Annotated in this window: 29 protein-coding genes and 1 riboswitch; of the genes, 11 read left to right on the top strand and 18 right to left on the bottom strand. The window is 73.5% G+C overall.

Features of this window, described 5'->3' with window-relative positions; genetic code table 11:
- Nucleotides 1-5 precede the first annotated feature (5 nt).
- Both AB0J72_RS30930 and AB0J72_RS30925 read left to right on the top strand, forming a co-directional pair.
- Nucleotides 6-1,310, top strand: coding sequence for an ROK family transcriptional regulator (locus tag AB0J72_RS30930; RefSeq protein WP_363404687.1), 1,305 nt, complete (start codon nucleotides 6-8; stop codon nucleotides 1,308-1,310).
- Nucleotides 1,311-1,312: 2 nt separating this feature from the next.
- Nucleotides 1,313-2,662 carry a hypothetical protein gene (locus AB0J72_RS30925; protein ID WP_363404685.1) on the top strand — a complete coding sequence of 450 codons (1,350 nt, stop codon included), beginning with the start codon at nucleotides 1,313-1,315 and terminating at the stop codon, nucleotides 2,660-2,662.
- Here the strand turns inward: AB0J72_RS30925 and AB0J72_RS30920 are convergent.
- A complete protein-coding gene (locus tag AB0J72_RS30920) occupies nucleotides 2,626-3,591 on the bottom strand; it encodes a helix-turn-helix domain-containing protein (RefSeq protein ID WP_363404683.1) in 966 nt (321 codons plus the stop codon). The two genes, AB0J72_RS30925 and AB0J72_RS30920, sit on opposite strands and share 37 nt — an antisense overlap.
- A 104-nt stretch (nucleotides 3,592-3,695) precedes the next feature.
- Between AB0J72_RS30920 and AB0J72_RS30915 the strand changes: the two genes are divergently transcribed.
- Nucleotides 3,696-4,628 carry an NADP-dependent oxidoreductase gene (locus AB0J72_RS30915; RefSeq protein WP_363404681.1) on the top strand — a complete coding sequence of 311 codons (933 nt, stop codon included), beginning with the start codon at nucleotides 3,696-3,698 and terminating at the stop codon, nucleotides 4,626-4,628.
- Between the two features lie 208 nt (nucleotides 4,629-4,836).
- On the opposite strand, the gene AB0J72_RS30910 is transcribed toward AB0J72_RS30915, so the two are convergent.
- Nucleotides 4,837-5,337 (bottom strand): hypothetical protein, encoded by a 501-nt coding sequence (locus tag AB0J72_RS30910; RefSeq protein ID WP_363404680.1) that lies wholly within the window; start codon nucleotides 5,335-5,337, stop codon nucleotides 4,837-4,839.
- Between the two features lie 345 nt (nucleotides 5,338-5,682).
- Nucleotides 5,683-6,084: a hypothetical protein gene (locus AB0J72_RS30905; RefSeq protein WP_363404678.1), complete on the bottom strand. Its 402-nt coding sequence runs from the start codon at nucleotides 6,082-6,084 to the stop codon at nucleotides 5,683-5,685.
- A 98-nt stretch (nucleotides 6,085-6,182) separates the two neighbouring features.
- Here AB0J72_RS30905 and AB0J72_RS30900 point away from each other — a divergent pair, with 98 nt between their 5' ends.
- Nucleotides 6,183-6,995, top strand: coding sequence for an alpha/beta fold hydrolase (locus AB0J72_RS30900; protein ID WP_363404676.1), 813 nt, complete (start codon nucleotides 6,183-6,185; stop codon nucleotides 6,993-6,995).
- Between the two features lie 112 nt (nucleotides 6,996-7,107).
- Here the strand turns inward: AB0J72_RS30900 and AB0J72_RS30895 are convergent, their stop codons facing one another.
- The 3 genes from AB0J72_RS30895 to AB0J72_RS30885 are packed head-to-tail and all read right to left on the bottom strand — an operon-like array spanning nucleotide 7,108 to nucleotide 10,230.
- On the bottom strand, nucleotides 7,108-8,070 hold the full coding sequence (locus AB0J72_RS30895) for a zinc-binding dehydrogenase (RefSeq protein ID WP_363404674.1): 963 nt from the start codon (nucleotides 8,068-8,070) through the stop codon (nucleotides 7,108-7,110).
- A 10-nt stretch (nucleotides 8,071-8,080) separates the two neighbouring features.
- A complete protein-coding gene (locus AB0J72_RS30890) occupies nucleotides 8,081-8,749 on the bottom strand; it encodes a dienelactone hydrolase family protein (RefSeq protein WP_363404672.1) in 669 nt (222 codons plus the stop codon).
- A gap of 59 nt (nucleotides 8,750-8,808) precedes the next feature.
- A complete protein-coding gene (locus AB0J72_RS30885; RefSeq protein ID WP_363404670.1) occupies nucleotides 8,809-10,230 on the bottom strand; it encodes an MFS transporter in 1,422 nt (473 codons plus the stop codon).
- A gap of 69 nt (nucleotides 10,231-10,299) precedes the next feature.
- Here AB0J72_RS30885 and AB0J72_RS30880 point away from each other — a divergent pair, with 69 nt between their 5' ends.
- Nucleotides 10,300-10,992, top strand: coding sequence for an HAD family hydrolase (locus AB0J72_RS30880; protein WP_363404668.1), 693 nt, complete (start codon nucleotides 10,300-10,302; stop codon nucleotides 10,990-10,992).
- Nucleotides 10,993-11,020: 28 nt separating this feature from the next.
- On the opposite strand, the gene AB0J72_RS30875 is transcribed toward AB0J72_RS30880, so the two are convergent.
- Nucleotides 11,021-11,971, bottom strand: a complete 951-nt coding sequence (locus AB0J72_RS30875; RefSeq protein ID WP_363404666.1) for a helix-turn-helix domain-containing protein — start codon at nucleotides 11,969-11,971, stop codon at nucleotides 11,021-11,023.
- A gap of 70 nt (nucleotides 11,972-12,041) precedes the next feature.
- Here AB0J72_RS30875 and AB0J72_RS30870 point away from each other — a divergent pair, with 70 nt between their 5' ends.
- The gene (locus tag AB0J72_RS30870; protein WP_363404664.1) at nucleotides 12,042-12,782 is read left to right on the top strand and encodes an MBL fold metallo-hydrolase; all 741 of its coding nucleotides are present in this window, start codon (nucleotides 12,042-12,044) and stop codon (nucleotides 12,780-12,782) included.
- A gap of 228 nt (nucleotides 12,783-13,010) precedes the next feature.
- A riboswitch (cobalamin riboswitch) is annotated at nucleotides 13,011-13,215 on the top strand.
- A 37-nt stretch (nucleotides 13,216-13,252) separates the two neighbouring features.
- Nucleotides 13,253-13,873 carry a 5,6-dimethylbenzimidazole synthase gene (bluB, locus tag AB0J72_RS30865; protein WP_363404662.1) on the top strand — a complete coding sequence of 207 codons (621 nt, stop codon included), beginning with the start codon at nucleotides 13,253-13,255 and terminating at the stop codon, nucleotides 13,871-13,873.
- Between the two features lie 55 nt (nucleotides 13,874-13,928).
- Here bluB and AB0J72_RS30860 read toward each other — a convergent pair whose 3' ends face one another.
- Nucleotides 13,929-14,438, bottom strand: a complete 510-nt coding sequence (locus AB0J72_RS30860) for a roadblock/LC7 domain-containing protein (protein WP_363404660.1) — start codon at nucleotides 14,436-14,438, stop codon at nucleotides 13,929-13,931.
- A complete protein-coding gene (locus AB0J72_RS30855; RefSeq protein WP_344504439.1) occupies nucleotides 14,435-14,773 on the bottom strand; it encodes a hypothetical protein in 339 nt (112 codons plus the stop codon). The genes AB0J72_RS30860 and AB0J72_RS30855 overlap by 4 nt, the downstream gene beginning before the upstream one ends.
- Nucleotides 14,774-15,113: 340 nt before the next feature.
- Between AB0J72_RS30855 and AB0J72_RS30850 the strand changes: the two genes are divergently transcribed.
- Nucleotides 15,114-17,045, top strand: a complete 1,932-nt coding sequence (locus AB0J72_RS30850) for a S8 family serine peptidase (protein WP_363404658.1) — start codon at nucleotides 15,114-15,116, stop codon at nucleotides 17,043-17,045.
- A 69-nt stretch (nucleotides 17,046-17,114) separates the two neighbouring features.
- On the opposite strand, the gene AB0J72_RS30845 is transcribed toward AB0J72_RS30850, so the two are convergent.
- Together AB0J72_RS30845 and AB0J72_RS30840 are read right to left on the bottom strand one after the other, a co-directional pair.
- Nucleotides 17,115-18,038: a hypothetical protein gene (locus AB0J72_RS30845; protein ID WP_344504068.1), complete on the bottom strand. Its 924-nt coding sequence runs from the start codon at nucleotides 18,036-18,038 to the stop codon at nucleotides 17,115-17,117.
- A gap of 13 nt (nucleotides 18,039-18,051) precedes the next feature.
- The gene (locus AB0J72_RS30840; RefSeq protein ID WP_363404655.1) at nucleotides 18,052-18,474 is read right to left on the bottom strand and encodes a helix-turn-helix domain-containing protein; all 423 of its coding nucleotides are present in this window, start codon (nucleotides 18,472-18,474) and stop codon (nucleotides 18,052-18,054) included.
- Nucleotides 18,475-18,569: 95 nt separating this feature from the next.
- Here AB0J72_RS30840 and AB0J72_RS30835 point away from each other — a divergent pair, with 95 nt between their 5' ends.
- Complete coding sequence (locus AB0J72_RS30835) at nucleotides 18,570-19,196, top strand: NAD(P)H-dependent oxidoreductase (protein WP_363404653.1); 627 nt, start codon at nucleotides 18,570-18,572, stop codon at nucleotides 19,194-19,196.
- Nucleotides 19,197-19,325: 129 nt separating this feature from the next.
- Here the strand turns inward: AB0J72_RS30835 and AB0J72_RS30830 are convergent, their stop codons facing one another.
- Both AB0J72_RS30830 and AB0J72_RS30825 read right to left on the bottom strand, forming a co-directional pair.
- Nucleotides 19,326-19,646, bottom strand: coding sequence for a hypothetical protein (locus AB0J72_RS30830; RefSeq protein ID WP_363404651.1), 321 nt, complete (start codon nucleotides 19,644-19,646; stop codon nucleotides 19,326-19,328).
- 61 nt (nucleotides 19,647-19,707) lie between these two features.
- Nucleotides 19,708-20,448 (bottom strand): tRNA(His) guanylyltransferase Thg1 family protein, encoded by a 741-nt coding sequence (locus AB0J72_RS30825; RefSeq protein WP_363404649.1) that lies wholly within the window; start codon nucleotides 20,446-20,448, stop codon nucleotides 19,708-19,710.
- A 143-nt stretch (nucleotides 20,449-20,591) separates the two neighbouring features.
- On the opposite strand from AB0J72_RS30825, the gene AB0J72_RS30820 reads away from it, so the two are divergent.
- The gene (locus AB0J72_RS30820; protein ID WP_363404647.1) at nucleotides 20,592-20,858 is read left to right on the top strand and encodes a hypothetical protein; all 267 of its coding nucleotides are present in this window, start codon (nucleotides 20,592-20,594) and stop codon (nucleotides 20,856-20,858) included.
- Between the two features lie 7 nt (nucleotides 20,859-20,865).
- On the opposite strand, the gene AB0J72_RS30815 is transcribed toward AB0J72_RS30820, so the two are convergent.
- The 5 genes from AB0J72_RS30815 to AB0J72_RS30795 all read right to left on the bottom strand — a co-directional run bounded on the left by AB0J72_RS30815 (nucleotide 20,866) and on the right by AB0J72_RS30795 (nucleotide 25,554).
- Nucleotides 20,866-21,381, bottom strand: a complete 516-nt coding sequence (locus tag AB0J72_RS30815; protein ID WP_363404645.1) for an adenylyl-sulfate kinase — start codon at nucleotides 21,379-21,381, stop codon at nucleotides 20,866-20,868.
- Nucleotides 21,378-21,653 (bottom strand): hypothetical protein, encoded by a 276-nt coding sequence (locus AB0J72_RS30810; protein ID WP_363404643.1) that lies wholly within the window; start codon nucleotides 21,651-21,653, stop codon nucleotides 21,378-21,380. The genes AB0J72_RS30815 and AB0J72_RS30810 overlap by 4 nt, the downstream gene beginning before the upstream one ends.
- 54 nt (nucleotides 21,654-21,707) lie before the next feature.
- Nucleotides 21,708-24,518, bottom strand: a complete 2,811-nt coding sequence (locus tag AB0J72_RS30805) for a glycoside hydrolase family 9 protein (protein WP_363404641.1) — start codon at nucleotides 24,516-24,518, stop codon at nucleotides 21,708-21,710.
- Nucleotides 24,519-24,584: 66 nt separating this feature from the next.
- On the bottom strand, nucleotides 24,585-24,989 hold the full coding sequence (locus AB0J72_RS30800; RefSeq protein ID WP_363404639.1) for a DUF2809 domain-containing protein: 405 nt from the start codon (nucleotides 24,987-24,989) through the stop codon (nucleotides 24,585-24,587).
- Nucleotides 24,982-25,554, bottom strand: coding sequence for a hypothetical protein (locus AB0J72_RS30795; protein WP_363404637.1), 573 nt, complete (start codon nucleotides 25,552-25,554; stop codon nucleotides 24,982-24,984). The genes AB0J72_RS30800 and AB0J72_RS30795 overlap by 8 nt, the downstream gene beginning before the upstream one ends.
- Nucleotides 25,555-25,612: 58 nt before the next feature.
- Between AB0J72_RS30795 and AB0J72_RS30790 the strand changes: the two genes are divergently transcribed.
- Nucleotides 25,613-26,491 carry a helix-turn-helix domain-containing GNAT family N-acetyltransferase gene (locus AB0J72_RS30790; RefSeq protein WP_363404635.1) on the top strand — a complete coding sequence of 293 codons (879 nt, stop codon included), beginning with the start codon at nucleotides 25,613-25,615 and terminating at the stop codon, nucleotides 26,489-26,491.
- Nucleotides 26,492-26,497 lie beyond the last annotated feature (6 nt).

The raw sequence follows: 26,497 nt of genomic DNA, 5'->3' as shown, positions 1-26,497 counted from the left end.
CTGTGGTGCTGGATCAGATTCAGTTGGCCGACGGCGTCAGCCGTGTGGAGATCGCGCAGCACACCGGCCTGACCCCGCAGACCGTCTCCGGCATCGTCCGCCGGCTGATCGACGAGGGCATCGTCCACGAGGACGGCGCCCGCAGCTCCAGCGGCGGCAAGCCCCGCACCGTCCTGCGCATCAACGCCGACGCCGGCCGCGCCGTCGGCCTGCACTTCGACCCGGTCGAGCTCGCCGCGGTCGTCGTCGACCTCCTCGGCCGCCCCCTGGTCACCGCCCGCCGCCCCACCCCGCGCCCCGCCGACCCGGCCGTGGTGACCGCCGCGATGGCCGAGCTCGTCGACGAGGTCCTGCGGGAGGCCGGCGTCGAGCGCGACCGGGTCCTCGGCCTCGGCCTCGCCGCCCCCGGCCCGATCGACCAGCACGTCGGCATGGTCATCTCACCGCCGCAGCTGGCCAACTGGACCCGCGTGCCCATCAAGGAGATGCTCGCCACCGCGACCGGCCTCGACGTCACGCTCGACAACGACGCGACCGCCGCCGCCGTCGGCGAACGCTGGGCCGGCGCGGGCCGCGGCGTCGCCAACTTCGCCTACTTCCACCTCGGCACCGGCGTCGGCGGCGGCCTCGTCCTCGGCCACCAGGTCTTCCGCGGCGGCTCGATGAACGCCGCCGAGTTCGGCCACACGACCGTCGCCGACGACGGGCCCGGCTGCTACTGCGGCAACCGCGGATGCCTGGAGAGCCTGGTCAACCCGCCCGCGATCGTCGCCGCCGCGCACCGACTCCTCGCCGCCGCCCCTGTTGCCGAGCCATCGCTCGCCGCCGCCTCGGTTGCCGGGGCATCGTCCGGCGCCGCCTCGGTTGCCGGGGCGTCGTCCGGTGCCGCTGCGGTGGTCGAGTCGCCGGTGGTTGCCGGGGTGCCTGAGTCGTCGCTCGCCGCCGCGTTCCGCGCCGACCCGTCCACCGTGGACCATCCGGCGATCTGCCTCGCCGCCGCCGCGGGCGACCCCCTGGCCGTCTCCGTCATCGACGCCGCCGCCGAGCACCTTGCCACCGTCGTCGTCAACGTCGTCAACATCATCGACGTCGACCTGGTCATCCTCGGCGGCCACGGCATCCGCCACGTCGAGGACCGCTTCCGCGACGCCGTCGTCCGCGCCCTCGCCACCCGCCCCCTGGCCCGTCAGATCCGCGTCGTCGACGTCGCGCTGTCCCCCCTCGGCGTCGACGCCGCCGTCGTGGGCGGTGCGGCGCTGGTCCTGCACGCGACGTTCTCCCCGCAGGTCTCCGCCCTGCTGTCGGAGTGACCGTGGGCTGGTTCGACCTGCGCACCCTGCCCGCGTACGCGTGGGTCTTCGACCTCGTCTCCGCCGACCCCGCCGCCCGGGCCGCCGCGGTGGAGCGCCATGTCGCGCTGCTCTGGCGGCGCTACGAGTCCCACCCGACCGGCACCCTCGCCGACCCGGTCGCCGCGTACGCCGCGTACACCACCGACCTGACCGCCGGCGAGCTGCGCGCGCTCGAGCCGTACGCGCTGCTGTTCGTACAGTGGCGGCGGCAGTTCCCGGCCGAGTGGAGCCGGGTGGGCCCCCGCTGGCCGCGCGGCGCCTGGCCCGACGACGCGTTCATCCGCCACGGCGCGTCCGAGCAGGCCCGGGCCGTGCTGGAGGACCTGGTGCTCGACGCCGTCCACGCCGGCACCGGACCGCGCCAACCCCGCTCCGGACGCCATCCTGTGAAGCTGGCCCGCTTCCTCGACGGACCGTCGCTGCGGGACCGGCTGAGGACCGCGGCCGACTCGCCCGACCAGGCCGTCCGGTTCCGCGCCGACTATCTGCTGTGGCTGATCGACCACCCGCGCGAGAGCCTGACGACCCGCTCGTGGCGCCGCTGGCGCCGGACGCTCGGCGTGCCGATCACCCACCCACGGCCCGCCGCCGACCTCGCCGCACTGCCCCCGGCCGTCGCCGCCGCGGAGCTCGCCGGCCTCGACACACCACACGTGACCGCGGTGTTCGAGGCCCTCGAACCGGCCCCCGCCGCACGAATCGCCGCGGCCCTCCTGTCCGCTGCGGACCCTGCGACGCCGGATGTCGCCGGGCTGGCCGGTGCGATCGCCGCCATGGAGCCACGTTCGGCGGCCTGGATGTTCAACGCGATGCCGGAGCCGCTTGCCGCCCGCCTGCTCGCCGCCATGCCACCCGCGGCGGCCGCCGCCCGGTTCCCCCGCCCGAAACGGACGGAAATCCTGCTGCTGATGGATTTCGGGGACGCCGCGGCGCGACTCGCGGCGATGACACCCCTGCGGGCCGCCCAGCATCTGAAGTGGCGACCGCCTGACGTCGCCGCCCGGTTCCTGACCGCGCTCGCTCCGGACGCCGCGGCGCTGGTGCTCGCGGCCCCGCCCCACGGATGGCCGAACGACGGCCTCGTCACCGTTCTCCCCGCCGGCTACGTCGCCGATCTGCTGACCCGGATGCCACCACGTGACCGGGACCATCTCCGGTGGGTCATCGAGACGCAGCAGTTCCGTACCGCCGCCGCCCATGCCATCGCGTCGGAGGCGGCGGCTTCCGAGGCTGCCGCTCCCGCGGTCGCGGCTGCCTCGGCCGATGCGTCGGGTCAGGCCGGTGCGGACGTGCGGAACGTGTTGCGGTAGGCCATTGGCGGGACGCCGATGGCGCCGGCGAGGTGCTGGCGCATGGAGGCGGCGGTGCCGAAGCCCGACTCCGCGGCGACCCGGTCGACCGGCAGGTCGGTCGTCTCCAGCAGGCGCCTGGCGTGCTCCACCCGCTGGCGGGTCAGCCACTGCCCCGACGTCATGCCGACCTCCTCGCGGAACCGGCGGGAGAACGTTCGCACGCTCATCCTCGCGTGCGCCGCCATCTCCGCCAGCGAGATCGGACGGTCGAGGCGGCCGAGGGCCCACTGCCGGGTCGCCGCCGTCGTCGCCGTGGACGGTGCCGGGACCGGCCGGTCGATGTACTGCGCCTGCCCGCCCTCCCGCCACGGTGGCACGACGCAGAGCCGGGCGACCCGGTTGGCGACCGCGCTGCCGTGGTCCCGCCGGATCAGGTGCAGGCACACGTCGATCCCCGATGCGGCGCCGGCCGCCGTCAACACGTCGCCGTCGTCGATGAACAGTACCGACGCGTCGACGTCGATCTGAGGGAACGTGCGCTGGAAGTGTTCGGCGTCGTTCCAGTGCGTGGTGGCGCGGCGGCCGTCGAGCAACCCCGCCGCGGCGAGCACATAGGAGGCGGTGCAGATCGACACGATCCTCGCCCCGGGACGCCGCCGTCGCAGCGCCGCGGCCAGCGGAGCGGGCAGCCAGTCGCGTGGCCCGTCGGGCGCGCACACGAACGGCGGCACGACCAGCGTGTCGGCGGTGTCGATCGCGGACGCGTCGTGCTGGACGGCGACGTCGAAGTCGTAGCCGGTGCGAACCGGAGCACCGTCGAGGCTGCACGTCACCACCTCGTACAGCAGCGGCCCGGCGGTGCCGAAGATCCTGCTCGGAATGCTCAGCTCGAACGGATACACCCCGTCCAGGGCAAGGACGACGACCCGATGCACGGTGGCTGCCATGGCCAGATCTTTGCACATACTGGCAATGTGGCCACTCGAAAGCGGCCCCTGTCACGGCGACGCTGAACGCACACACGTCGTACGAACAGATGGGAAGCGACAAGATGCGCGCGATCGGTCAAGACGGGTTCGGCGGTCCCGAGGTGCTGCGGGTCGTGGAGGTGGACCGCCCCCAGCCGGGGATCTCGGAGGTCCTCGTCCGCGTCCACGCGACCGCGGTGAACCCCACCGACCTGTGGCACCGCACGACCGGCGGCCTGCTCGGCACCACGGTCCGGCTCGGCTGGGACGTCTCCGGCGTCGTCGAGGAGACCGGCCTCGGCGTGACCTGGCTCCGGCCGGGCGACGAGGTGTTCGGCATGCCACGCCTGCCGGAGGCGGCCGGCACGTACGCGGACTTCGTGACGTCACCGGCGCGGCACCTGGCCCGCAAGCCGGCCCGACTGTCCCATGTGGAGGCCGCGGGCCTCGGCCTGGCCGGCCTGACCGCGTGGCAGGCGGTCGTCGACACCGCCGACGTCCAGCCGGGCCAGCGGGTCCTGATCCACGCGGCCGCGGGCGGCGTCGGCCACCTCGCGGTGCAGATCGCGAAGTCACGCGGCGCGCACGTCATCGGCACCGCCAGCCCCGCCAAGCACAACCTGCTCCGCGACCTCGGCGCGGACGAGCTGATCGACTACACCGCGGTCAAGTTCGAGGACGCCGCCACCGACCTGGACGCCGTGATCGACCCCATCGGCGGCGAGTACGGCCCCCGCTCCCTGAGCACCCTGCGCCCCGGCGGCATCCTGGTGTCCCTGGCTTCGCCCGCCGAGGCGTACCTGACGGACGAGGCCCGGCAGCAGGGCCGCCGGGCCGGATTCCTGCTCGTGCAGCCCGACCACGCTGGGCTGCGGTCACTCGCGGACCTGGTCGACAAGGGCGAGCTGCGAGTCGTGGTCGACACCGTCCTGCCGCTGGAGGAGGTCGCACGAGCCCACGAACTCGTCGCGACCGGCCGCTCAGCCGGCAAGGTCGTCCTCACCGTCGCCCACTGAGCCGCCGCGGTTCCTGGGCCACTCCGCCGCGGTTCCTGGGCCACTTCTGAGCCGCGGACTCGCCGGCCGCGACTCGTTGAAGGAGACCGATGCCCGTGACGTGTTCCGACCATCACACGGTAACACCGGCCACCAAATCGTGGTTTCGGCGCGGAGCGGGCTCGCTACGCATCGTAGTACGTGGTCGTGGTGTTGGCGAAATCGGAGGTCAGCAGCCCTTGATGCGGGTGGCGCAGCGGTCGGCGGCGGGCTTTGCGAGGGTTGTGACCATGCCGGCGGGTGTGGTGCCGACGGTCATGTCGTTGAGCCACAGCACGAACTCGCCGCGGCGGACGGCGACGATGTCGGCGGTGACCGCGATGCCGAAGTCGGTGTCGCCGGTCATGCGTACGCCGAAGGCGCGCTGGCCGAGCGTCGTCGGCACCTCGGTGGGCGCGAGCGTGAAGCGGACCGTGATCCCGGCGAGCTCCTGGCTGAACGACTTGCACGTGGTGACCGCGGCGGCGAGCTTGTCCATCGCCGTCGCGGCGCCGCCGGTCGGGAAGTGCACGAGGGCGTGCGTCAGGTACGGGCCGACGGCGCCCTTGCTGTACGTGACGGCGGCGGCCGTTGTGCCGTCGCCGGTCACCGGGTCCAGCGAGGGGCAGCCGGGAAAGTTGCCGCCGAGCGTGACCGCGCCGTTGTCGTTGGTGGCCGCGGCGATCGGCACGAACCCGTCGGGCAGGTCCGCCGCGGTCAGCAGCGCCGGCCGAAGATCCTCCGAGGCCGCAGCCGAAGACGAAGCAGCCGGAGCTGAGGCCGAACCCGAAGGAGACGAAGCCGAGGCCGAAGGAGACGAAGGCACCGAACCCGAAGGAGACGGGGAAGCCGCAGGGGGAACAGGAACGAGTGCGGTGGCGGGCGCGGAGAGTGCCGGGGCACCGGTCACCGCGAGGGCGGCCAGAGCGCCCACCAGCCTGTGAACCATCCTCATCAACCCGACGCTACGGACGCAAAACCGCATATATGCGGTTTTACCCGATATTTACGCCACCTGGACCGGACAACACCGGCCTCACGCCCCGAGCTGGCCGAACGTCGTGTCCGCCTCGTCGTCGATCAGGAACCCGGGCCCCAGACGCCTGGCGACCGCGCGCGCGTCCACCGACATCCACCGTTGCACGCTCACGTGCGCCGGGTCCGCGATGTGGTACCGGCAGCTGCCACCCCACCAGCCTGGCTCATACGAAACCACGTCGACGAGCCGCCCCGAGAACGGGAACCTCGCCCGCACCTGCTGCGGGATCGTGCAGCCGTAGTCCTCGAAGTACGGCTGGACGGTCAGCATCGCCAGCAGCCGCCCGCCGTCCTCCCGCCAGGCCCGTAACCGTCCGGTGTGCTGCTGCGTGCCGTTCTGCCGGGTCTGCTCCCGATAGTTCCAGAACGCTTCATCGTGTACGAGTTGCGACGCCGCCATGCGTGCATTGTGTCGATGTGACATCTGTCTATCGCCTGTCGTTGGACACCGTTGGACAACTCGCTGCACGGCCGTCCCCGGGTGCTAGCGTCCGGACGATGACGACGCCCCCGTACGCCAGTACGCCCGCGGTCAGCTTCACCAGCGGCGGCGAGCGCCTCGCCGGCGTCCTGCACCTGCCCGCCGGGGACGGTCCGCACCCGGTCGTCGTGCTCCTGCACGGCTTCCCGGGCAACGAGCGCAACTTCGACCTCGCGCAGGCGCTGCGCCGGGCGGGCTACGCGGCGCTCGTCTTCCACTACCGCGGCTCGTGGGGCACGGGCGGCGACTACTCGTGGGGGCACGTCCTGGAGGACGCCGCCGCGGTCGTGGCCGCCGTCCGCGAGGAGGCGTTCGCGGCCACGCACCGCCTGGATCCGTTGCGGGTCGCGGTCGCCGGCCACAGCCTCGGCGGGTTCGCCGCGCTGATGACCGCCGCCGCCGACCCCGCCGTCCGCGCGACCGTGTCCGTCGCCGGGTTCGACGTCGGCACCGCGGCGCAACTGTGCACGGATCCGGTGGTGCGGGCCGAATGCGTGGCGGCGCTCGGCAGCGACCTGCTCCCGCTGCGCGGCACCAGCGGCGAGTCCCTCGTGCGCGAGATGACCGCCGCCGGTCCCGCCTGGCGCCTGGCCGGCCTCGCCCCCGCGTTCGAGGGCCGCCCGGTCCTGCTGATCGGCACCGGCCGCGACCCCGTCACCCCGCACGAGATCCACCATGTGCCGTTGGTTCGCGCGTACGAGCAGCGGCCGCACATCCTGCTCGAGCACACGCTCTTCCCGACCGACCACGCGCTCTCCGACCACCGCCTGGAACTCGCCAGCACCGTCACCGCCTTCCTCGCCCGCCACCTCGCCCCGCCGGCCCGGTAGCGGTCGTTGCGTGAAAGCCGTCAGCAAGGCCGGTCGCGTGTCGTGAAAGCCGTCAGCAAAGCCGTCAGCAAAGCCGTCAGCAAAGCCGTCAGCAAAGCCGTCAGCAAAGCCGTCAGCGAGGCTGGTCGACGGTGAGGACGAGCTTGCCGGTGGTGCGGCGGGCGAGCAGGTCCTCGTGGGCGCGGCGGGCGTCCTGCAGCGGATACGCGGGCCCGACCCGCGGCCGCAGGACCCCGGACGCGGTCAGGTCCAGCAGCTGCCCGAGGGGCCCGGCGAACGCGTCCGGGCGGGTGAGGACGGGGCGCAGCCAGAAGCCCGCCACGGCGACGCTGCGGTCGGCGAGGAGCGAGGGGTCGACGGGCGGGCGGCCGAGGCGGGACGAGTCGCCGTAGGTGACCAGCCGGCCGAGCGGCGCGAGGACCTCCAGCGCGGCCGTGAACGCGGGCCCGCCGGTCGACTCCAGCACGACGTCGACCGGTGCGCCGCCGTTGGCGGCCAGGACGCGGGCCGGGTAGCCGCCGGGGTCGCTGTCGACGGCCGTGTCGGCGCCGAGGGACACGGCGAGGTCGCGCTTCGCGGGGCTGGACGCGGCGGCGATGATCCGGCCCGCGCCGAGGTGCCGGGCCAGCTGCACCGCGAGGGTGCCGACGCCGCCGGCGGCGGCGTTGACGACGACCGTCTCGCCGGGGCGCAGGGCGGCGCTGCCGTGCAGCAGGTGCCACGCGGTGAGGCCCTGCACCAGCAGCGCGAGCGCGGCGCCGTCGGCGACGGTGTCCGGCACGTCCACGGCGTCCACAGTGGACACGACGGCGCGCTCCGCGTAGCCGCCGCCGGCGAAGGTGAGCGCCGCGACCCTCCTGCCGCCGGTGGTGCGCCCCACGACCTCGGTGCCGGGGATGAACGGCAGGGTCTGGCCGCCGCTGTACGTGCCGAGCGTGCGATACGTGTCGGCGTAGTTGACGCCGGCGGCGCTGACGTCGACGAGCAGCTGGCCGGGGCCGGGCTCCGGGTCGGGGACGTCGGTGAGCGAGAGGACCTCGGGGCCGCCGAAGCGGTCGCAGCGGATGGCGCGCATGCGTCCAACCCTACGAGGCCGTGATCAGCTCCAGGATCCGCCGCCACGCGTCGGCGGCGGGCTCCGGGCGGTACGTGGGCGGACCGGGCAGCAGGAACGCGTGCGGCGTGTCCGGGTAGACGACGACCTCGTGCCGCACGCCCGCGTCCCGCAGCGCCGCGGCGACGGTGGCGACGTCCCCGGGCGGCACGACGTGGTCGGCGCCGCCGACGAGGAACAGCAGGCGGCCCGTGATGGCCGGGGTCAGCGTCACCGTCGGCTCGGGGCGGCTGATGGGTATCTGCGTGCCGGTGAGCCAGCCCGGGTACAGCACCGCGGTCGCCCCCAGCCCGAGCCGCGCGGCGGCGAGATAGGCGGCGTGCCCGCCCACGCTCAGCCCGACCATGCTGACGCCGGCCGGGTCGCCGCCGAGGACGTCGACCGCCGCCGCGACGTCGGCGACGACCTCGTCCCGGTCGAGGCGGTGCAGCAGCTCGAAGCCGCGGGCCCGCCCCTCGTCGTCCTGGGGGAGCTCGACGCCGGGTGCGCTGCGGCGGTACAGGTCGGGCACGGCGACCAGGCACCCCTCGGCGGCGAGCCGGTCGGCGAACGCGCGGACCGACGCGTCGATCCCGAAGAGCTGATGGCCGACCACGACCCGGTGCTGCGGACCGGTCGACGCCGGCCGGGCGATGTACACGCCGGCCACGCTAGCCATCACGCATCAACGGCGACCAATAGCGAGGCCGATGCCGGCGATCAGTCCCCGGATGGCACCCGCGACGGGCGCCCGGCCGCGACGGGCGACGGGCCGGGCGCGTCCCGGGGCCGGTCGCGGTCGAGGGCGGCGAAGAGCAGGCCGAGCGCGGCGAGTCCCAGGCACAGCGCCGCGCCGCGGGCCATCGCGTCGGTGTGACCGCCGGGCGCGGCCGCCGTCGCCAGGAAGATGCCGCTGACGGCCGCGATGCTGACGCTCGCGGCGAGCCGCTGCGACAGTTGCAGCAGCGCGGCGCTGAGCCCGTTGGCGCCGGGCGGCGCGTGGGACAGGGTCAGCGCCTGGTTCGGCGAGTTGACGAAGCCGCCCGCCGCCCCCGTCACGAACTGCCCCACCGCGAGGGCCCACACCACCTGCCCTTCCGGAAGGAGCTCGACCGAGGCGATCGAGGCCGCGATGCCGGCCACCGCGACGCCGAGCGCGACCGTGGTCCCCCGCCGCCGCAGCCCCGAGGCGAGCGCCGACGTCAGTGTGAAGCCGACCGCGCTCGGCAGTGCGATCGCCGCGGCGGCGAGCGGCGGGTGGTGCAGGCCGTCCTGCAGGTACAGCGACAACACCAGGTTGAGGGCGAGGGTGGCGCCGAAGTAGCACATGGCCACGAGCACGCCGAGGACGTAGCCCCGGTTGCGGGTCAGCGCCGGCAGCAGGATCGCGGTGCGGCCGAGCGCGGTCCACCGGCGCTCCCACGCGAGGAACGCCACCAGCCCCGCGCCGGCGGCGAGCAGCCACCAGGCGCCGCCGCCGGTGCCGGCGAGCGGCAGCAGCGCGGCGAGGGTGGTGCCACCGAGCAGCAGCAGGCCGCCGAGGTCGAGGTCGCCGGTGTGGCCCGCGGGCCGGCCGGGGGGCAGGAAGCGCAGTGCGAGGGGGATCGTCACGACCGCGAACGGCAGGTTCGCCAGCAGGACGAGCCGCCAGCCGGACCCGGGCCCGGCCGCCTGCAGCACCGCCCCGCCGAGCAGCGGCCCCAGCATGCCGGCGACCCCGCCGACGAAGGCGTAGGCCCCGAGCGCGCGGGCGCGGGCACGCCCGCGGAACAGGTCCTGGAACAGCCCGATGATCTGCGGGTTGACGGTGCCGGCGCCGAAACCCTGCACGAGCCTGGCCGCGGCGACGACCCAGCCGTGCCGGGCGGTGGCGGCCGCGATCGCACCCGCGGCGAACACGATGAGGCCGCCGACGAAGAGCAGCCGCCTGCCGTACAGGTCGCCGAGCCGCCCCGCGGGCACCAGCGCCAGCCCGAACGTCAGCGAGTACCCGGCGAGGATCCATTGCAGCGACGCGGTGCCGGCGTGCAGCGAGCCGCGCAGCGCGGGCACGACCACGTTCAGCACCGACTGGTCCAGCAGCGTGGTGAACCCGGCGCCGAGGCAGACCGCGACGACCCACCGCGCCCTGACCCCTTCCACCGGGCGATCGTATACCTGCTTTTCCGATAGGAAATAGGGTTATGAACGTCACCCCGTAGAGTGCGCGGCGTGAAGCTGTGCGGCGTCCTGCTCGACCTCGACGGCACCCTGCTCGACCACGAGGCCGCCGTCAGCGCGGCCCTCCTGCGCTGGCTGCCCACGATCGGGGTCGAGCCGGACGCCGGCACCCGGAGCCTGTGGGCGACGGTCCAGGAGCGGCACCTCGAGGCGTGGCGGGCCGGCCTGGTCACGTTCCAGCAGCAGCGCCGCGGCCGGCTCCGCGACTTCCTCGCCGCCGTCGGCACCCCCTGCGAGGACGACGGGCGGCTCGACACCCTCTTCTCCGGCTTTCTGCTGATGTACGAACAGTCGTGGGCCGCCTACCCCGACGCCCGCCCGGCGCTGGCGGCGATCCGGCAGGCCGGACTGCGCACGGCCGTCCTCACCAACGGCATCGAGGAGCAGCAGACCGCCAAGCTCGCCCGCATCGGCCTGCGCGACCTCGCCGGCCCCGTCTACACCGCCGAGACCCTCGGCCTGTTCAAGCCCGACCCCGCCGTCTTCACCGAGGCGTGCCGCCGCTGGGGCCTCGCCCCGGAGACCGTCGTGAGCGTCGGCGACCGCCACGACCTGGACGTCCTGCCCGCCCGCGCCGCCGGCCTGCGCGCCGTCCACCTCGACCGCCCCGGCACCGCCCCACCCGGCGAGGCGCACCGGATCGGCTCACTGCGCGAGCTGCCCGCCCTCCTGCTCCCCCACTGAGCCGCCGGACCGCCGAGCCGGGGCGGCGTCAGGGGGTGCGGAAGCTGGCGCGGTACGAGTGCGGCGGGATCCCGACCTGGCGGCGGAAGTGGGGGCGCAGGGCGACGCCGTCGGTGAAGCCGCACGCGCGGGCGACCGCGTCGATGTCCAGGTCGGTGGTGGTCAGGACGTGCTGGGCGCGCAGGACGCGCTGCTGGAGCAGCCAGCGCAGCGGGGACGAGCCGGTCGCCTGGCGGAAGCGGCGGTCGAACGTGCGGCGGCTCAGGTGGGCGGTGGCGGCGAGGCGGTCGACGTCCAGGGCCGGGTCGTCGAGGTGTTCCAGGGCGAAGCGCATCGCGTCGCCCACGGCGTCGCCGGCGCGCAGCCGCGGGACCGGGCGCTCGATGAACTGGGCCTGCCCGCCGGCCCGGTGCGGGGCGACGACGAGGGCGCGGGCGGCCGCTTCGGCGAGCGCCGGGCCGTGGTCGCGGCGCAGCAGGTGCAGGCAGGCGTCGAGGCCCGCGGCGCTGCCGGCGCTGGTGACGACCGGGCCCTCGTCGACATACAGCACGTCCTCGACGACGTCGACCGCGGGGAAGCGGGAAGCGAACTCGGGCAGGTGCCGCCAGTGCGTCGTGGCGCGGCGGCCGTCGAGCAGGCCGGCCTCGGCGAGCACGAACGCGCCCAGGCACAGCCCGACCACGGTGGCGCCCTCGTCGTGCGCGCGGCGGAGCCGGTCGAGGATGCCGGGCGCGACCGGCGCGCCGCCGGGCACCCGCCAGCCGGGCACGACGACGACGCCGGCGGTGTCGAGGTCGTCGAGGTCGTGCGGGGCGGTGAGGGCGATGCCGGCCGTCGTCGCCAGGGGGCCGGGGTGCTCCCCCACGGTCCGCACGTCGAAGACGGCCGCGACGCCGAACACCCGGGGCGCCACGGCGACCTCCAGCATCGGCGCGCCGTCGCCGATGAGCACCCCGACCGTCGTCGCCGAGCGCGTCATGGCTCGATCGTATCGGAGGATGGCGTTCCAGCCACTGCCGGCGGGCGCCGGGACCGGCGAAGGTGAAGCCATGACGATGCAGTTCCAGCGATTCGGCGGCCCGACCGTGGTGTTCGGCGTCGGTGGCGTCACGTTCATCACCGACCCCACGTTCGACCCGCCCGGGCAGTACCCGCTCGGCAGCCGCGTGCTGACCAAGACCGAGCCCGCTGCCGGCACCCCTGAGGACGCCGGCGCCGTCGACGTCGTGCTGCTCTCGCACGACCAGCACCCCGACAACCTCGACACCCTCGGTCGTGCGTTCGCGGCGTCGGTACCGGTGGTGCTCAGCACCCCGGCGGCGGCCGCCCGACTGGGCGGCCAGGTCACCGACCTGGAGCCGTGGTCCCACACCGACCTGCCCCGCCCCGGCGGCGACGGCCACGTGCGGGTCACCGCCGTCCCCGCGCAGCACGGCCCCGACGGCACCGAGCACCTCACCGGCCCGGTCACCGGGTTCGTCCTGCACGGCGACGGCCTGCCGACCGTCTACGTCAGCGGCGACAACGCGTCGCTGGACGTCGTCGCCGCGGTCGCGGAGCGCTTCCCGTCCGTCGACGTGGCGATCCTGTTCGGCGGCCGGGCCCGCACCGCGCTGCTCGGCGACGCCGACCTCACCCTCGGCGCGGCCGGGATGCTGGCGGCGGCCAGGCTCCTGGACGCGAAGACCGTGGTCCCGGTCCACGTCGACAGCTGGGCCCACTTCACCGAAGGCATCGCCGACGTCCGCGCCGCCTTCGAAACCGCGGGCAGCGCACACCTGCTGCGGTAGCACATCGAGACCGCCGCGGGCGACGCGCACCACCCCGGTAGCCGCGAGACCGCCGCGGCCGACGCGCGCCCGCCGCGGTAGCCGGGACCGGCCCGGGCCGCCGCCGGCGCTCGCGTTCCACCTCGTCGAGGACGGCCGGCTCACCACCCACTACCGGCTCTGTGTGCCCTGAGCCCCGGCGGTCCGCAATCGCCGCGGCCCGGCCGGGCCGCCGCGTATGCTGCCGGACGGCACGAACTGAAGCGAGGTGCCCCGGGCGACCGGGGAGAATCGGGAAGCCGGTGTGAATCCGGCACGGGCCCGCCGCGGTGATCGGGGAGCTGCCGTCCATGCGCACCAGCGGTGCGCGGTCACTGGCCCCAGGGCTGGGAAGGCGGACGGTGCAGGCGTTGATCCGAGAGTCCGAAGACCGGCCTCGCGGTCACCGGCCGTCCGTGACGGGCGGCCACGAGCAGCGGGAGCCTGCCCTGATGAGCACCGACCTGTACGACGTCGTGCACCGCCGCCGCGACGTGCGCGGCCAGTTCAACGGCGCGCCGATCCCCGGCGACGTCCTCGACCGCGTGCTGGGCGCCGCCCACGCCGCGCCGAGCGTCGGCCTGTCCCAGCCGTGGGACTTCGTCCTCGTCCGCGACCCCGCCCTGCGCGGCGCCTTCCACGACCACGTCCGCACCGAACGCGACACGTTCGCCGCGACGCTGGACGCCGACCGGGCCGCGGCCTTCGCCCGCATCAAGATCGACGGTGTGCTGGAGTCGACCCTGTCGGTGGTCGTCACGTACGACCCCGGCCGCGGCGGCCCGGCGGTCCTCGGCCGGCACGCGATCGCCGACGCCGGCCTCTACTCCGTCTGCCTCGCCATCCAGAACCTGTGGCTGGCCGCGACCGCGGAGGGGCTCGGCGTCGGCTGGGTGTCGTTCTACCGCGAGCCGTTCGTCCGTGAGCTGCTGGGCGTCCCGGCCGGCATCCGCCCGGTCGCGTGGCTGTGCCTGGGCCCGGTGACCCACCTGGAGTCCGTCCCCGACCTGGAGCGGCACGGCTGGCGCCGCCGGGCCCCGCTCGCCGACGCCGTGCACCACGACCGCTGGTGACCGGCGCCGCGCGGGGCGGGCACAGCGCCGGGCGGGACCGGGGCCGGGGCGGGGCTCAGAGCAGCGCGGCGAGCTGCTGGCAGGTCGGGCGGGCCTCCAGGTGCAGGCGGGCGACGTTGAGCCCGTCGCTGCCGAGCACCGCGAGCAGCGTGCTGCCGTCCACGGCGTACACGGTGAAGTAGCCGCCGTCGTTGCGCATGGTCGCGTCCCGGAACGGTGACTGCCCCAGCACCAGCGCCACCTGCCGGCCCAGGCCGAACGTCGTCGCCGCCAGCGCGGCCGCGTCGTGCGGCTCGGTGCCTCCGCCGGCGTCGTACGCGCCCAGGTCATAGGTGACCAGCAGGCCGTCGACGCCGGCGAGCACGCTGCCGCGGACCCCCGGCACGCGCAGGCGCAGGTCCGCCATCGCGGCGCGCACCGGGGACAGGGCGGCGTCGAGCGGCTCCGGCCGCGCGCCCAGCCGCGGCTGCTGCAGCTGACCGACGCCGCCGCCGCCGGGCTCGAGGCTCTCCCTGCGCGGCAGGCCGTCCGCGTCGGGGGCGCCGCCGAAGAAGCTGGACGTCACAGTTCGAGGCCCTCTTCGATCGCGCGCAGCTGGTGGCGGGCCAGCGCGAGGTTGGCGCGCGCCTTCGCGAGCGCGACGTACAGGAACAGCCCGTGGCCGTTGCGGGAGTGCAGCGGCCGGATGATGTGGTACTGGCTGTCGAGCGTGATGAGGATGTCCTCGATCGGCTCGCCGAGACCGAGCATCTCGATGGTGCGCAGCTTCGCCCGTACGACGTCGGTGTTGCCGGCCGCGGCCACCGTGATGTCGAAGTCGGCGCCGCCGCCGAGGGTGCCCAGCGTCATGCCGCTGGTGTAGTCGACGAGCGCGACCGCGAACGCCCCCTCGATGTTCATCGCGCTCTTCAGCGCGACGTCCAGGTTGTTGCTCAATCCATGCCTCCTGAGCTGGTGCGGGTGCCGCGGCCAGCCTCGCACGAAGCAATCTTTCCCCGCACCATTCGACGCAGCTTTTGGCCGGTCGGCTCATCGTCGGCTGACTTCTCAACCGATCCGCCGGTCACTGCCGGTGAGCACGCGCAACTCATAAACAGTTTTGACGGCGCAGATCGTCGCCGTCTGTTCAGCGGGGTGACCTTCGCCGGTCGTGTCCTCCTACCTTCTGCTCCAGCCCTCCGGGGTCGGCGTCAACCGGACCCGGCCACGGAGCTGGCATCCCCTCGGAGGAGGTCTCACCGTGTTCCACCGAATTACGGCGGCCGGCACCGCGCTCGTGGCGGCCCTGGCCGGCGCCTTCGCGGTGGCCGCGCCGGCGGCGGCCGTCGCGCAAGGCGCGATCCTGTACGCGGACAGTCCCGACGCGGTGGCAGGCCGCTACATCGTCACGCTGAAGGACGGCTCCACCGCGATCGCCACCCAGGCCCAGCGGCTCACCGGCCGGTTCGGCGGGCAGACCCGGCACGTGTTCGACAGCGTGCAGCGGGGCTTCTCGGCGAACATGTCCGTGCAGCAGGCGCAGCGGCTGGCCGCAGACCCGGCCGTCGCGTCGGTCGAGGCGGTCCAGCGCATCACCGTGCTCGACACCCAGAACAACCCGCCGAACTGGGGCGACGACCGCATCGACCAGCGGAGCCTGCCCCTGAACCAGGCGTTCACCTACCCGGCGAACCCGGGCCAGGGCGTCACCGTGTACGTGCTGGACACCGGCCTCAACGCGAGCCACACCGAGTTCAGCGGCCGGGTGAAGCAGGGCACCGACATCGTCGACGGGGACAGCAACCCCGCCGACTGCCACGGCCACGGCACGCACGTCGCGGGCACCGCCGTCGGCACCACGTACGGCATCGCGAAGAAGGCGAACCTCGTCTCGGTCCGCGTCCTGAACTGCCAGGGCAGCGGCACCAACGACGACCTGATCGCGGGGATCAACTGGGTGCGCACCAACGCCCAGAAGCCGGCGGTCGCGAACTACTCCATCGGCTGCGGCAGCCGGTGCAGCAGCCAGGCCATGGACAGCGCCGTGTCGAGCCTGATCAGCTCGGGCGTGCAGTTCGTGCAGGCGGCCGGCAACAACGGCGACGACGCCTGCTACTACAGCCCGCAGGGGGTCGGCGCGGCGATCACCGTCGGCAACAGCAACAGCTCCGACGCCCGCAACAGCACCAGCAACTACGGCTCGTGCCTGGACCTGTTCGCGCCGGGGACGAGCATCGTGTCGGCGTCGTACTCCAGCAACACCGGCAGCGCGACGATGACGGGCACCTCGATGGCGTCGCCGCACGTGGCCGGCGCCGCCGCGCTGTACCTCGGCGCGAACCCGAACGCGACGCCGGCGCAGGTCCGCGACGCGCTCGTGAACAACGGCACCACCGGGAAGATCACCAGCGCGGGGAGCGGCTCGCCCAACGTGCTGCTGTACACGGCGTTCATCGGCGGCGGCACGCCGACCGACCCGGCCGTGACCAACCCGGGCAACAAGAGCTCCGTCGTCGGCCAGCAGGTCGACGTGCAGGTCCAGGGCAGCGGCGGCACCACGCCGTACACCTGGAGCGCGTCCGGCCTCCCGGCCGGGCTGTCCATCGGCGCGTCGACCGGTCGGATCACCGGCAGCGCGACGACGGCGGGCACCTCGAACGTCACGGTGACCCTGAAGGACGCGGCGAACAAGACCGCGTCGGCCCAGTTCACCTGGACGGTCACCACCGGTGGCGGCGGCTGCACACCCTCGCAGCCCGTCGGCAACGGTGGCTTCGAGAGCGGCACGTCGCCGTGGACCGCGACCGCGAACGTGATCGGCACGTGGTCGCAGTACCCGGCGCGCGGCGGCACCCGCAACGCGTGGCTCAACGGCGGCGGGCAGGTGCAGACCGACACCGTCTCGCAGCCCGTCGCGGTCCCGTCCGGCTGCACGACCGTGCAGCTGCGCTTCTGGATCCGCATCACCACCGCGGAGACCGAGAACCTGGTCTACGACAAGCTGACCGTCACCCTCGGCAGCACCACCGTGGCCACGTACACGAACCTGGACAAGACCAACGGGTACGTGGAGAAGGTCATCGACGCGAGCGCGTTCGCGGGGCAGACGGTGACGCTGAAGTTCAACGGCGTCGAGGACTGGTCGTTGCAGACCAGCTTCGTCCTCGACGACGTGTCGATCAGCGCCTCCTGAAAGCCGGCCGGGCGCCCGCCGACATCGGGCGCCCGGTCACCACCCGGGGGTGGGAGTGATCAACGAGGCTCACTCCCACTCCCATCGCATGCCGACGATGCCGGGGGGTACGTCGGACGCGACGACGTGGGCGCCGTGGGTCGAGCCGATCCACGTCTCCCACACGCCCTGGTCCGGCGCGTTGAGCGCGCGACGTTCGAACCGCCGGCAGCGCGCCGGCACCGCGTCGTGGTCGAACTGCACCTGCAGCACGTACTCCGTGACCGGGGTCGAGAAGCCCCGGTAGTAGTTGTCGGTCGCGGAGAGCGAGTCGCTGCGGTACTGGTACTCCAGCACCACCGTCTCCCCCTGCGCCAGCATCCGGTCGAAGATGATCTCCGCCGCGACGAGCCCGCCGGCGTCGGACCGGACCCGGCCGATGCGGCAGTTGCGGATCGCGCTGATGGTCACCTTCGCGGCCGGGTCGTCGGTGAGGAAGACCGCCACGGTGCGGGAGACCCGGTCGATGTTGGCCCGCAGCACCTGCCGGCAGGTCAGGCCCAGCTCCTGCCGATGGGGCCCGACGACGTACAGGTCGTGCAGGCTCAGCCTGGTCAGCTCGTGGTACATCCACCGGTCGAGCTCGCCGACCATCTTCGCCACGCTGGTGCCGTCGCTGAACAGCCGGTCGACGTCGATGGTGCCCGGCGGCTGGCTCAGCCAGCGCCCCCGCGGGCGGCGCGGCCCGAGCTGCACGATCAGCGACTCCTCGGGCAGCGCCAGGATCTGCTCGAGCAGCCGGACGGCCTTGAGCGACTCGGGCCGCTCGGGGCGGCTGCGCCCCCGCCGCCAGTAGCTCAGCGTGGTGATGCTGACACTGACGCCCTTGCTGGCGAGCTGCTGCTGGATCTCGTCGAGGCGGATGCCGCGGTCCTCGATGGCGAGGTGCAGCGCCGCGGAGAACGGGCCGGTGCGCAGCGCGTGCGCGAGGTCACGACCCGGGCCCTTCTCCATGCCCGGTGAGTATCTACCCCTTGAGCACTTTTTCCAATGCCGTCGCGACCGTGCGCGCCTCGGCCGCGGTCATCCTGCTGGTGAAGTGCGCCTCGATGCCGGCGAGGTAGGTCGGCGCGGCGGCCCGCAGCCTGGCCCGGCCCGCGGCCGTGATCCGCGCGAACGCCGAGCGCCCGTCGGCCGGGTTGGCGACCCGCTCGACGAGGCCGGCCCGGGTGAGCTCGTCGACGACCCGGCTGCTGCGGCTGCGGCTGACCACCGCCTTCGCGCCCAGCTCCCCCATCGTGAGCCGGCGGTCCTTCGCCGAGTTGAGCTCCAGCAGCACGTCATACCAGGTCAGCGGCAGGCCGTGGGCCGCCTGCAGCTCCTGGTCCAGCACCGGGACCAGCGCGGCGTGCACCCGCAGCAGGCCCGCCCAGGCGGCCGTGTTGTCCATCGTCACACCGTACCAACTCTTGTGCGTGCGCACGCAAGTGGCTAGCTTTGCCGTTGTTAGGTGCGTGCGCACACACTTTCTTCCGGAGGTTCACGATGACCAAGCTGCTGCACATCTCGGCGTCCCCGCGCGGCACCCGCTCCGAGTCACTCGCGCTCGCGTCGCGTTTTCTGCAGGTGTACGGCGAGCAGCACCCCGACCATGAGATCGCCGAGTGGGACCTGTGGGACGGCACGCTGCCGGCGTTCGGTCCGGCCGCCGCCGGCGCGAAGATGGACGTGTTCGCGGGGATCGAGCCCACCGGCGAGGGCGCCGCCGCCTGGGCCGCCGCGCGCGCCGCGTTCGACCGCCTCGCCGCCGCCGACAAGCTGCTCTTCTCGGTCCCCATGTGGAACGCCGGGGTCCCGTACATCCTCAAGCAGCTCATCGACGTGGTCAGCCAGCCGGGCCTGGTCTTCGGCTTCGACCCCGTCGAGGGGTACAGCGGCCTGCTCACCGGCCGCAAGGCCGCGGTCGTCTACACCAGCGCCGTCTACGGCGAGGGCCGCGGCCCGGCGTTCGGCGCCGACTTCCAGCGGCCGTTCTTCGAGGGGTGGCTGCGCTGGGCGGGCATCACCGACATCACGCCGGTCACCTTCCGCCCCAACCTCGCCACCGCCGACGCCGACGCGGGCCGCGCCCTTGCCACGGCCGACGCGGTCGAGGCCGCGAAGCGCTTCTGACGCCCGCCTCCCCCGGCCGGCCCGCAGTTTCGGGGGCGGGCCGGCCGGGGGTCGTCAGGCACTACCGTCCTCGCGTCCCCGTCCCGTCAACGCACTACCGGCCTTGCGTCGCCGTCCCGTTTTGACGCACTACCGTCCTCGCGTCGCCGTTCCGTTGACGCATGCCGGCGAGCGGCCGGCTCCCCGGCGCCGCGCCGGGCCCCAGACCTGCCGGCGGCCGCCCATGGGGGCACCCCGGCCGGCGCCGTGCCTGGCGAACGGCGTCCCCCGCGCCGGGCCCGAGTGGTCGCCGCGGATCCGGCGGCTCGGCAGCACCGCGAACACCGCCGCCGAGACGCTCTCCCTGACCGCGTCCCGCTGCCGCCGCACGACGTACTCGGTAACCAGTACCGAGTCCGCCACCGTGAACACCCGCATCCGGACCCCCGTCCCGTCCCGGTCGATCGTCATACCCCGATCGCAACACGCCCCGCCGCTCCCGCGCACGTGGTTTTCCGGGGCGCCGCGCCGGTCAGAGGGGCGGCAACACGGGGATCGTGGTGGCGAGGAAGCCGTCCGGGGCGCCCGTGAAGTGCGGGGCCGGGCGGGTCTCCCACCACGACCGCAGGGCCGTCACCGTCTCGGTCTCGCCGGTGCGCTTGTGGACGAACGTGACCGTGCGCTCGCCGGACGCCTTGACGACCACGCGCCCGCGCTTGCAGCCGTCGGGGTAGTCGTTCCAGTTGATGCCGTGCTCGGTGTAGAGCATGTCCTGGGCCTGCCCGGAGTGCACGCCCTGGAGCCGGCTGTGCGGGAACACCGCCTGGGCCGCCATGGTGATGCTGTTGCGGACGGCGTCGCGCTGCCGCCAGATGAAGTACGCGGCGACCTCGGCCGGGTCGGCGACGGTGAACACCCGCGCGTCGAAGAGCGCGAGCTTCCCGGGCCGCCGCGCGTTCAGCGTCGCCGTCGCCACCGACGCCGCGACCGAGCACCACTTCTGCACCTCGCCCCCGAACCACGCCTGCGTCCCGGCTCCCGCGAAGTCGACCACGAGCACCGACACCTCGTCCGACTGCACGTAGGCGAACACGCTGCCCGAGATCTCCGCGCACAGCGCCTCCGCCACGGCGTCCATGTCCGCCATGAACCCGTGGTCGAACGGCTTCGCCGCCCCCCGCAGGTACCCGTGGAACGCCCGCCCGTCGACCCGCAGCAGCGTGTGGGTGCGCCGCGGCAGCACCGCCTTCGTCACCCGCTCATAGCTCTTCATCCGGTCACCCAGATCATCCCGGTCGATCCGCATGCCAGATGCCACCACGCCACTCCCACACCGCGCACGCGCTTTTTCCGCCGGCGGATACGCTCACCGGCACCGTCCCCGCCGCTGCCCGCCCCCACCCACGGTGGCGGATCGTGAACCTGCTGGACGACAACGTCGACGAGGCACCGTTCGGCACCTGCGTGGATGTCGAAGGCATGTTCGGGGATGCGCCGCCGCCGTTGTACGAACGCTTCGTGCTGGTCGGCTGCCGCCCTGCGGGCCGGCTCCACGACGCCGTGGCGGCAGCGGGCGCACCGGACGGCAATGTCGGCACCGTCGTCCTCGACGAACGGCACACCGCCGGGGACGACGCGCTCACGGTCCTGCACGAACACGGCGTCGAGGTGCACCTGCGGTAGGCGGCGCCTAACGGGACGGCCAGCCGGTCAGGGCCAGGATCTCGGTGGCGACGTCGGCGACGGTTCTGTCGTCGGTGGGGATCCGGTGTACCGACGGCGGGACCGACGCGTCGAGGGACCTGGCGGCGGCGTCGCTGCGCGAGACGTGCAGGTCGTAGGCGGTGCCGATCTCGCGGCGGGCCAGGCGGGTGCGGGCGGTCGCGTCGGAGGAGGTGAGCAGGACGGCGGTGACGCGTGGGTCGTCGCCCATCGCGGCCGTGAGCGCGGAGACCTGCCGGACGCTGACGGTGTTGGTGTAGATCAGGCGGCGGTAGCCGAGGGCGCGGTAGTTGGCCCACATGGCGGCGAGGTTGCGCTCCGCGAGGTGGTGCTCCCACGGCGGCGGGTACGCGAGGTCGAGGTTGTCCCCTTCGACGACGCAGTGCCGTACACCGGCCGCCGACAGCTGCGCGTGCAGCTCCAGCGCCACGCTGCTCTTGCCGACGCCGGACCGGCCACCGAGGAACAGGACGTCGGTGGTCAACGGGGGCAGCGGCCGGTGCTCAGGACCACGCCGGTCTGGCCGTCGAGGAGGATGTACACGTGGTCCTGCACGATGTTGAGGCGGCCGCCCGGCAGCGGGTCGCCGGTGCAGTAGCTGGGGATCGGCAGCCGCTGCCCGACCGACACCGGCACGGGCGCGGCGGCCGGGACGGCGGCCGTCACGACGCACGCGGCCAGCACCGCGACCCGCGGCAGCACGCCGCGGCGGCGCCGGGGTGGCACCGTGGCGGCGGGCACATCGAGGTCGATCATCCCTGCCAATGGTACGGCCCCGGCGCGTGGTGCGCCGGGGCCGACCGGATTGATTCAGCTCGCGGTACAGGTGACCGTGGCCGGAGCGGTGTTGGTGCCGCTGACGGAGGCGTTGAACCCGGCCGCCGTCGACGCGGTGGGTGCCAGTGCGCCGTTCCAGTCGGCGTTGCGGACCGTGACGGCGGCGCCGGTCTGCGTCCAGACGCCGGACCAGCCGTTGGTGACCCGCTGGTTGCCCGGGAACGTGAACGTGACCGTCCAGCCGGTGATCGCCTGGCCGCCGGAGTTGCGCACGGTCACCTCGCCGTTGAAGCCGTCGCCCCACTGGTTCGTGACGCGGTAGGTGGCCTCGCAGGACTTGCCGGTGCTGGTGCCGGTGGTCGTGACCGTGACCGGGTCGGACAGCACCGACAGGTTGCCGGCGGCGTCCTTCGCCCGGATCGCGAACTGGTACGCCGTGGACGCCGTCAGGCCGGTGACCGTGGCGGTCGTGCCGGTGGCGGTGGCGACGACGACCGGTCCGGCGGTGCCGCCGAGGCGCAGGACGTCGTAGCCGGTGACGCCGACGGCGTCGGTCGACGCGGCCCAGGTGAGGGTCGCGCCGCTGCTGGTGACCGCCGACGCGACGGGCGTGCCGGGCTTCGACGGCGGGGTGACGTCACCGGTCGCCGGCTCGGTGGTGACGGTGCCGACCGGCGAGGCCGCCGACGTGTTGCCGGAGGCGTCGACCGCGACGACCGTGAAGCTGTACGCGGTCGCCGGCGAGAGACCGGTGATCGCGACGGACGTGCCGCTCGTGGTGCCGACGACCCCGGCCGCCGAGGACACCCGGTAGGACGCGACGCCCACGTTGTCGGTGGACGCCGCCCACGAGGCGGTGACCGACGTCGACGTGACGTTCGTGAACGCGGGCCTGCCCGGCGCCGACGGCGGGGTGGTGTCGACCGGCCCGGTGCCGGGGGCGTCGCCCCAGACCTTGGTGGCCCCGTCGTACAGCGTGATGTGGCTGTTCGGGCTCTGCGTGGCGCCGGCCGGGAACGACCAGTCGTTCGTCGGGTCCCAGGTGCCGGCGGACGAGATGCGGAACTGCACCTCGCGCCGCCACGCGGACTGGCCGGCCGGGGCGATCTTCTGCCCGGCGCAGCTGACGGTGACGTAGTACGTGCTGCCGCTGACCAGCGTCGGGCCGGTGGGCGCGGAGCACTGGTTGTAGGCGCTGCTGAGCGAGATCTGCGCGGGCGTGGTGGCGCCGTCGAGGGTGAAGTAGTAGCGGAACGAGCCCTGGTCGAGGGTCCGCGCCGGCCACGCCGACTTGTTGTAGACCATCGCCTTGACCTCGGTGAACGTGGTCCCGGGGGTGTTGATGGAGGACTCGACGTACATCTCCGGCCCGTCCGGGGTCTCCGCGGCCGGGAAGCCGGACAGCGCCGTGCCGCCGTACTCGCCGTACATGCGGGCGAGGGCGGAGGTGAGCCCGGAGTTGTAGTCGGTGGCGACCTCGTTCATCACGTAGTCGGACCGGCTGTCGGTGTAGGCGTCGTTCGGCGACGACGGCCCGCCGACGAGCGCGCCGTACAGCGTGTGCCGCGAGACCTCCGGGTTGGTGATCTGGTCCGTCCACGACCCGTGCGCGGTGCGGTGGTGCGGGTTCTTCGGCGGGTTCGCCCCGAAGCCGATCATGTAGCTGGACTTGCGGGGGTTGTCGCCGAGGATGTAGTTGATCTGCCGGGCGCCGAAGTCGTGGTAGCGGGCCTTGCGGGTGGCGTCGGTGAGCCAGTCGCTGTAGAGCAGCGCCACGAAGGACGTGTTCGCGGCGTACCGCAGCGAGCCCCAGCTGTCCAGCACCGCCTGGCCGCCGGGTGACGTGGGCACCTTCTGCCCGTTGACGCCGACGGTCCAGTAGTCCAGCCAGCGGTTGGCGTCGTCGACGTACCGCTGCTTGCCGGTGAGCTTGGCGAGCAGCACGTAGCAGCCGTACGACTTGTCGTCCCACGCGATCGTCCACCGGTAGGACTTCGTCGTGGTCTGGTTCTCGTTGCTGAGGTTGTCGTAGCCGGCCTCGGCCTTCGTGAGGTAGGCCGCGTCGTTGGTGGCGCGGTAGAGCCAGATCGCGCCCCACACGAGCTCGTCGTTGAAGCCGCTCCACGAGTTGTAGTAGCTGGCCGCGTCGGTGATGCAGTCGCTGTACTTGCGGCGCACGGTGTCGGCGAACGTGTACAGCTGCTTCGCGTGCGTGACGAGCTTGTCGGCGTACGCGGCGTCGGTCGGGCGGATCACGATCGACGAGGCGGCCATGGCGGCGGCCGTCTCACCGGCGAGGTCCGAGCCGCCGCAGGTGGCGTCGATCTTGTACGAGGGTCGCGCCATCGGCATCACCTCGGCCGGGCCCCACCAGGCGTGGTCGGGGTTGCCGGAGCCGATCTGTCCATAGAGGACGTTCGGGGACGGGTGCGCCTTGATGAAGTAGTCGTTGACGAACTTCAGGTTGTTCACCAGGTTGGTCAGCTGCCCCGACTGCACGTACGCGTCGCGGTACTCCACCGCACCCCACGCGAGCATGGTGGTCGAGAACGCCATCGGGAAGCCGAACTTCACGTGGTCGCCGGCGTCGAACCAGCCGCCGGTCAGGTCGAGGCCGACGTCGGCGCCGTCGGTCGTGGCGGCGTTGCCGCGCCACCCGACCCGGCTCCACGCGGGCTTCGGCCCGGCCTGCTGGGCCTCGTAGAACCAGATGGACTTCTGCAGTGCCTCCGCGTAGTTGTACGCGGGGGCGGCTGTCGCCGGGGTCGAGGCTGCCACGGCGATGACCGTCGTGGCGGCGGCGACCCCGAGCGCCGCGACTGCGCCGAGAATCCTCCTGCGCATGGGTGGTGCTCCTCTCCGGGTGGCGGTGCGCGGATTGAACCGCGTCACCGCCCCGGCGCGGGCATATCACCGTCTGGCCGGGTCGTCCTGCCTGGTCACGGCATGAAACTTTCGCGTTAGCGCGAGGTGTACGAGGACCAGCGGCACGACGCCGACCGGGTACCAGGCCAGGTCGACAGCGTCGAACTTCACGCCGAGCGCGTACCGCGCCAGGAGGCTCCGCGCGGACAGCTCGGCGGGGACGCCGGTCAGCTGCGCCAGCTCCACCGCCCAGCACCAGGCGATCGCGACGGCGCCCGCGACGAGCGGGGTCGTCCGGGGCCGCAGGACGAAGACCCCGGCGTAGATCATGGAGGCGTACAGCGCGGTCCCGGAGTACTGGCGCAGCGCGCCGTCGTCGACCGCCCGGATCGCGAACGCGACCGCCAGGGCCGCCGCGACGCCGGCGAGGGCGAGCAGGCGGCTACGCATCGGCGGGGAACTTCACGGCGCGGCCGGTGCGCAGGTCGACCGCGGGGTCGCCCGGGCCGGGGTCCTCGGCGGTGAGCAGGACCGTCTGCCCGGCGGGGACCCGCACGGCGAGGATCACCGAGCTGATGCGGCTGCCGTTGGACGGGTCGACGAGCGGCGTGGACTCGTAGGCAGCCCCCTTCACGACGGTCACGACCGTCTGCGGGTACGCCTTCGAGTCGCCGCCGGGCACGCCGGCGACGAGGGCGAGCACGTAGTCGTGGGCGTCGTCCGGCGCGATCAGCCCGTCGCCGTCCTTCTCCCAGGTCACCTTCTTCTCGGTGGCGGCGTCGAACTGGTGCGTCGTGACGACGGCGTCGACCCGGAACCCGGGGAAGTCCGGGGCGGTCACCACGGTGATCGGGGTGCCGGCGAGCTTGCCGAGCAGCGGCCGCTCGGCGTTGATGCAGCACTCGTCGTAGTCACCGGGGGTGTCCTGGAGCGCCTCGTCGACCGTGTCGGCGAACGGCCCGATGCAGCCCATCAGCGTCGTCGCGACCACCGCGAGCAACCAGCCTCGTTTCACGCGTCGAGTATGCCTGGCGGATACCACTGCGGAGCGTTACCTGACTATAGTCAGACATGTGGAACTCCTCCAGACCGTCCGCCGCTTCAACCGGACCGTGACGCAGCGCGTCGGCGCGCTCGACGACGAATACCTGTCCCGCGGCCGCCCGCTCGGCCAGGCCCGCCTGCTGTGGGAGATCGGCCCCGCCGGCGCCGAGGTGGCCGCCCTGCGCGCCCGCCTCGGCCTCGACGCCGGCTACCTGAGCCGCCTGCTGCGGGCCCTCGAGGCTGACGACCTTGTCGTCGTCGGCGCCGGTACGAGCGGCGACGCGCGCGTCCGCGAAGCCTCGCTGACGGACGCCGGGCGGGCCGAGTGGGCGATCCTCGACCGCGCCTCCGACGACCTGGCGCACTCGATCCTCGGCCCGCTCAGCGACACCCAGCGGTCCCGCCTGGCGACCGCGATGGCGGAGGTCGAGCGCCTGCTGCTGGCCTCGATGGTCGAGCTCACGGTCTGCCCGCCGGCCGACCCACGGGCCCGCGCCTGCCTGCGCGCCTACGCCCGCGAGCTGTCCCAGCGCTTCGACGACGGCTTCGACACGGGCGTCAGCAGACCGGTCGACGACGAGGACCTGACCCCGCCCCGGGGCGCGTTCCTCCTCGCCACCCTGTCCGGCGAGCCCGTCGGCTGCGGCGCCCTGAAACTCCACCGCGACGCCCCCGCCGAGATCAAGCGCGTCTGGGTCTCCGGCACCGTCCGCGGCCTGGGCCTCGGCCGCCGCATCCTGGGCGAGCTGGAGCGCCACGCCGCCGAGGCCGGCCACCGCTCCGTCCGCCTGGACACCAACCGCAACCTCACCGAGGCGATCGCGCTGTACCGCAGCACCGGCTACAAGGAGGTGCCCGCCTTCAACGACGAGCCCTACGCCCACCACTGGTTCGAGAAGCGCCTGTAACGGCGG

The sequence above is a fragment of the Dactylosporangium sp. NPDC049742 genome (assembly GCF_040674675.1).
Lineage (GTDB): Bacteria > Actinomycetota > Actinomycetes > Mycobacteriales > Micromonosporaceae > Dactylosporangium > Dactylosporangium maewongense.
Note: the sequence above shows the minus strand (reverse complement) of the source record. Positions and strands in the feature narration are given on the sequence as shown.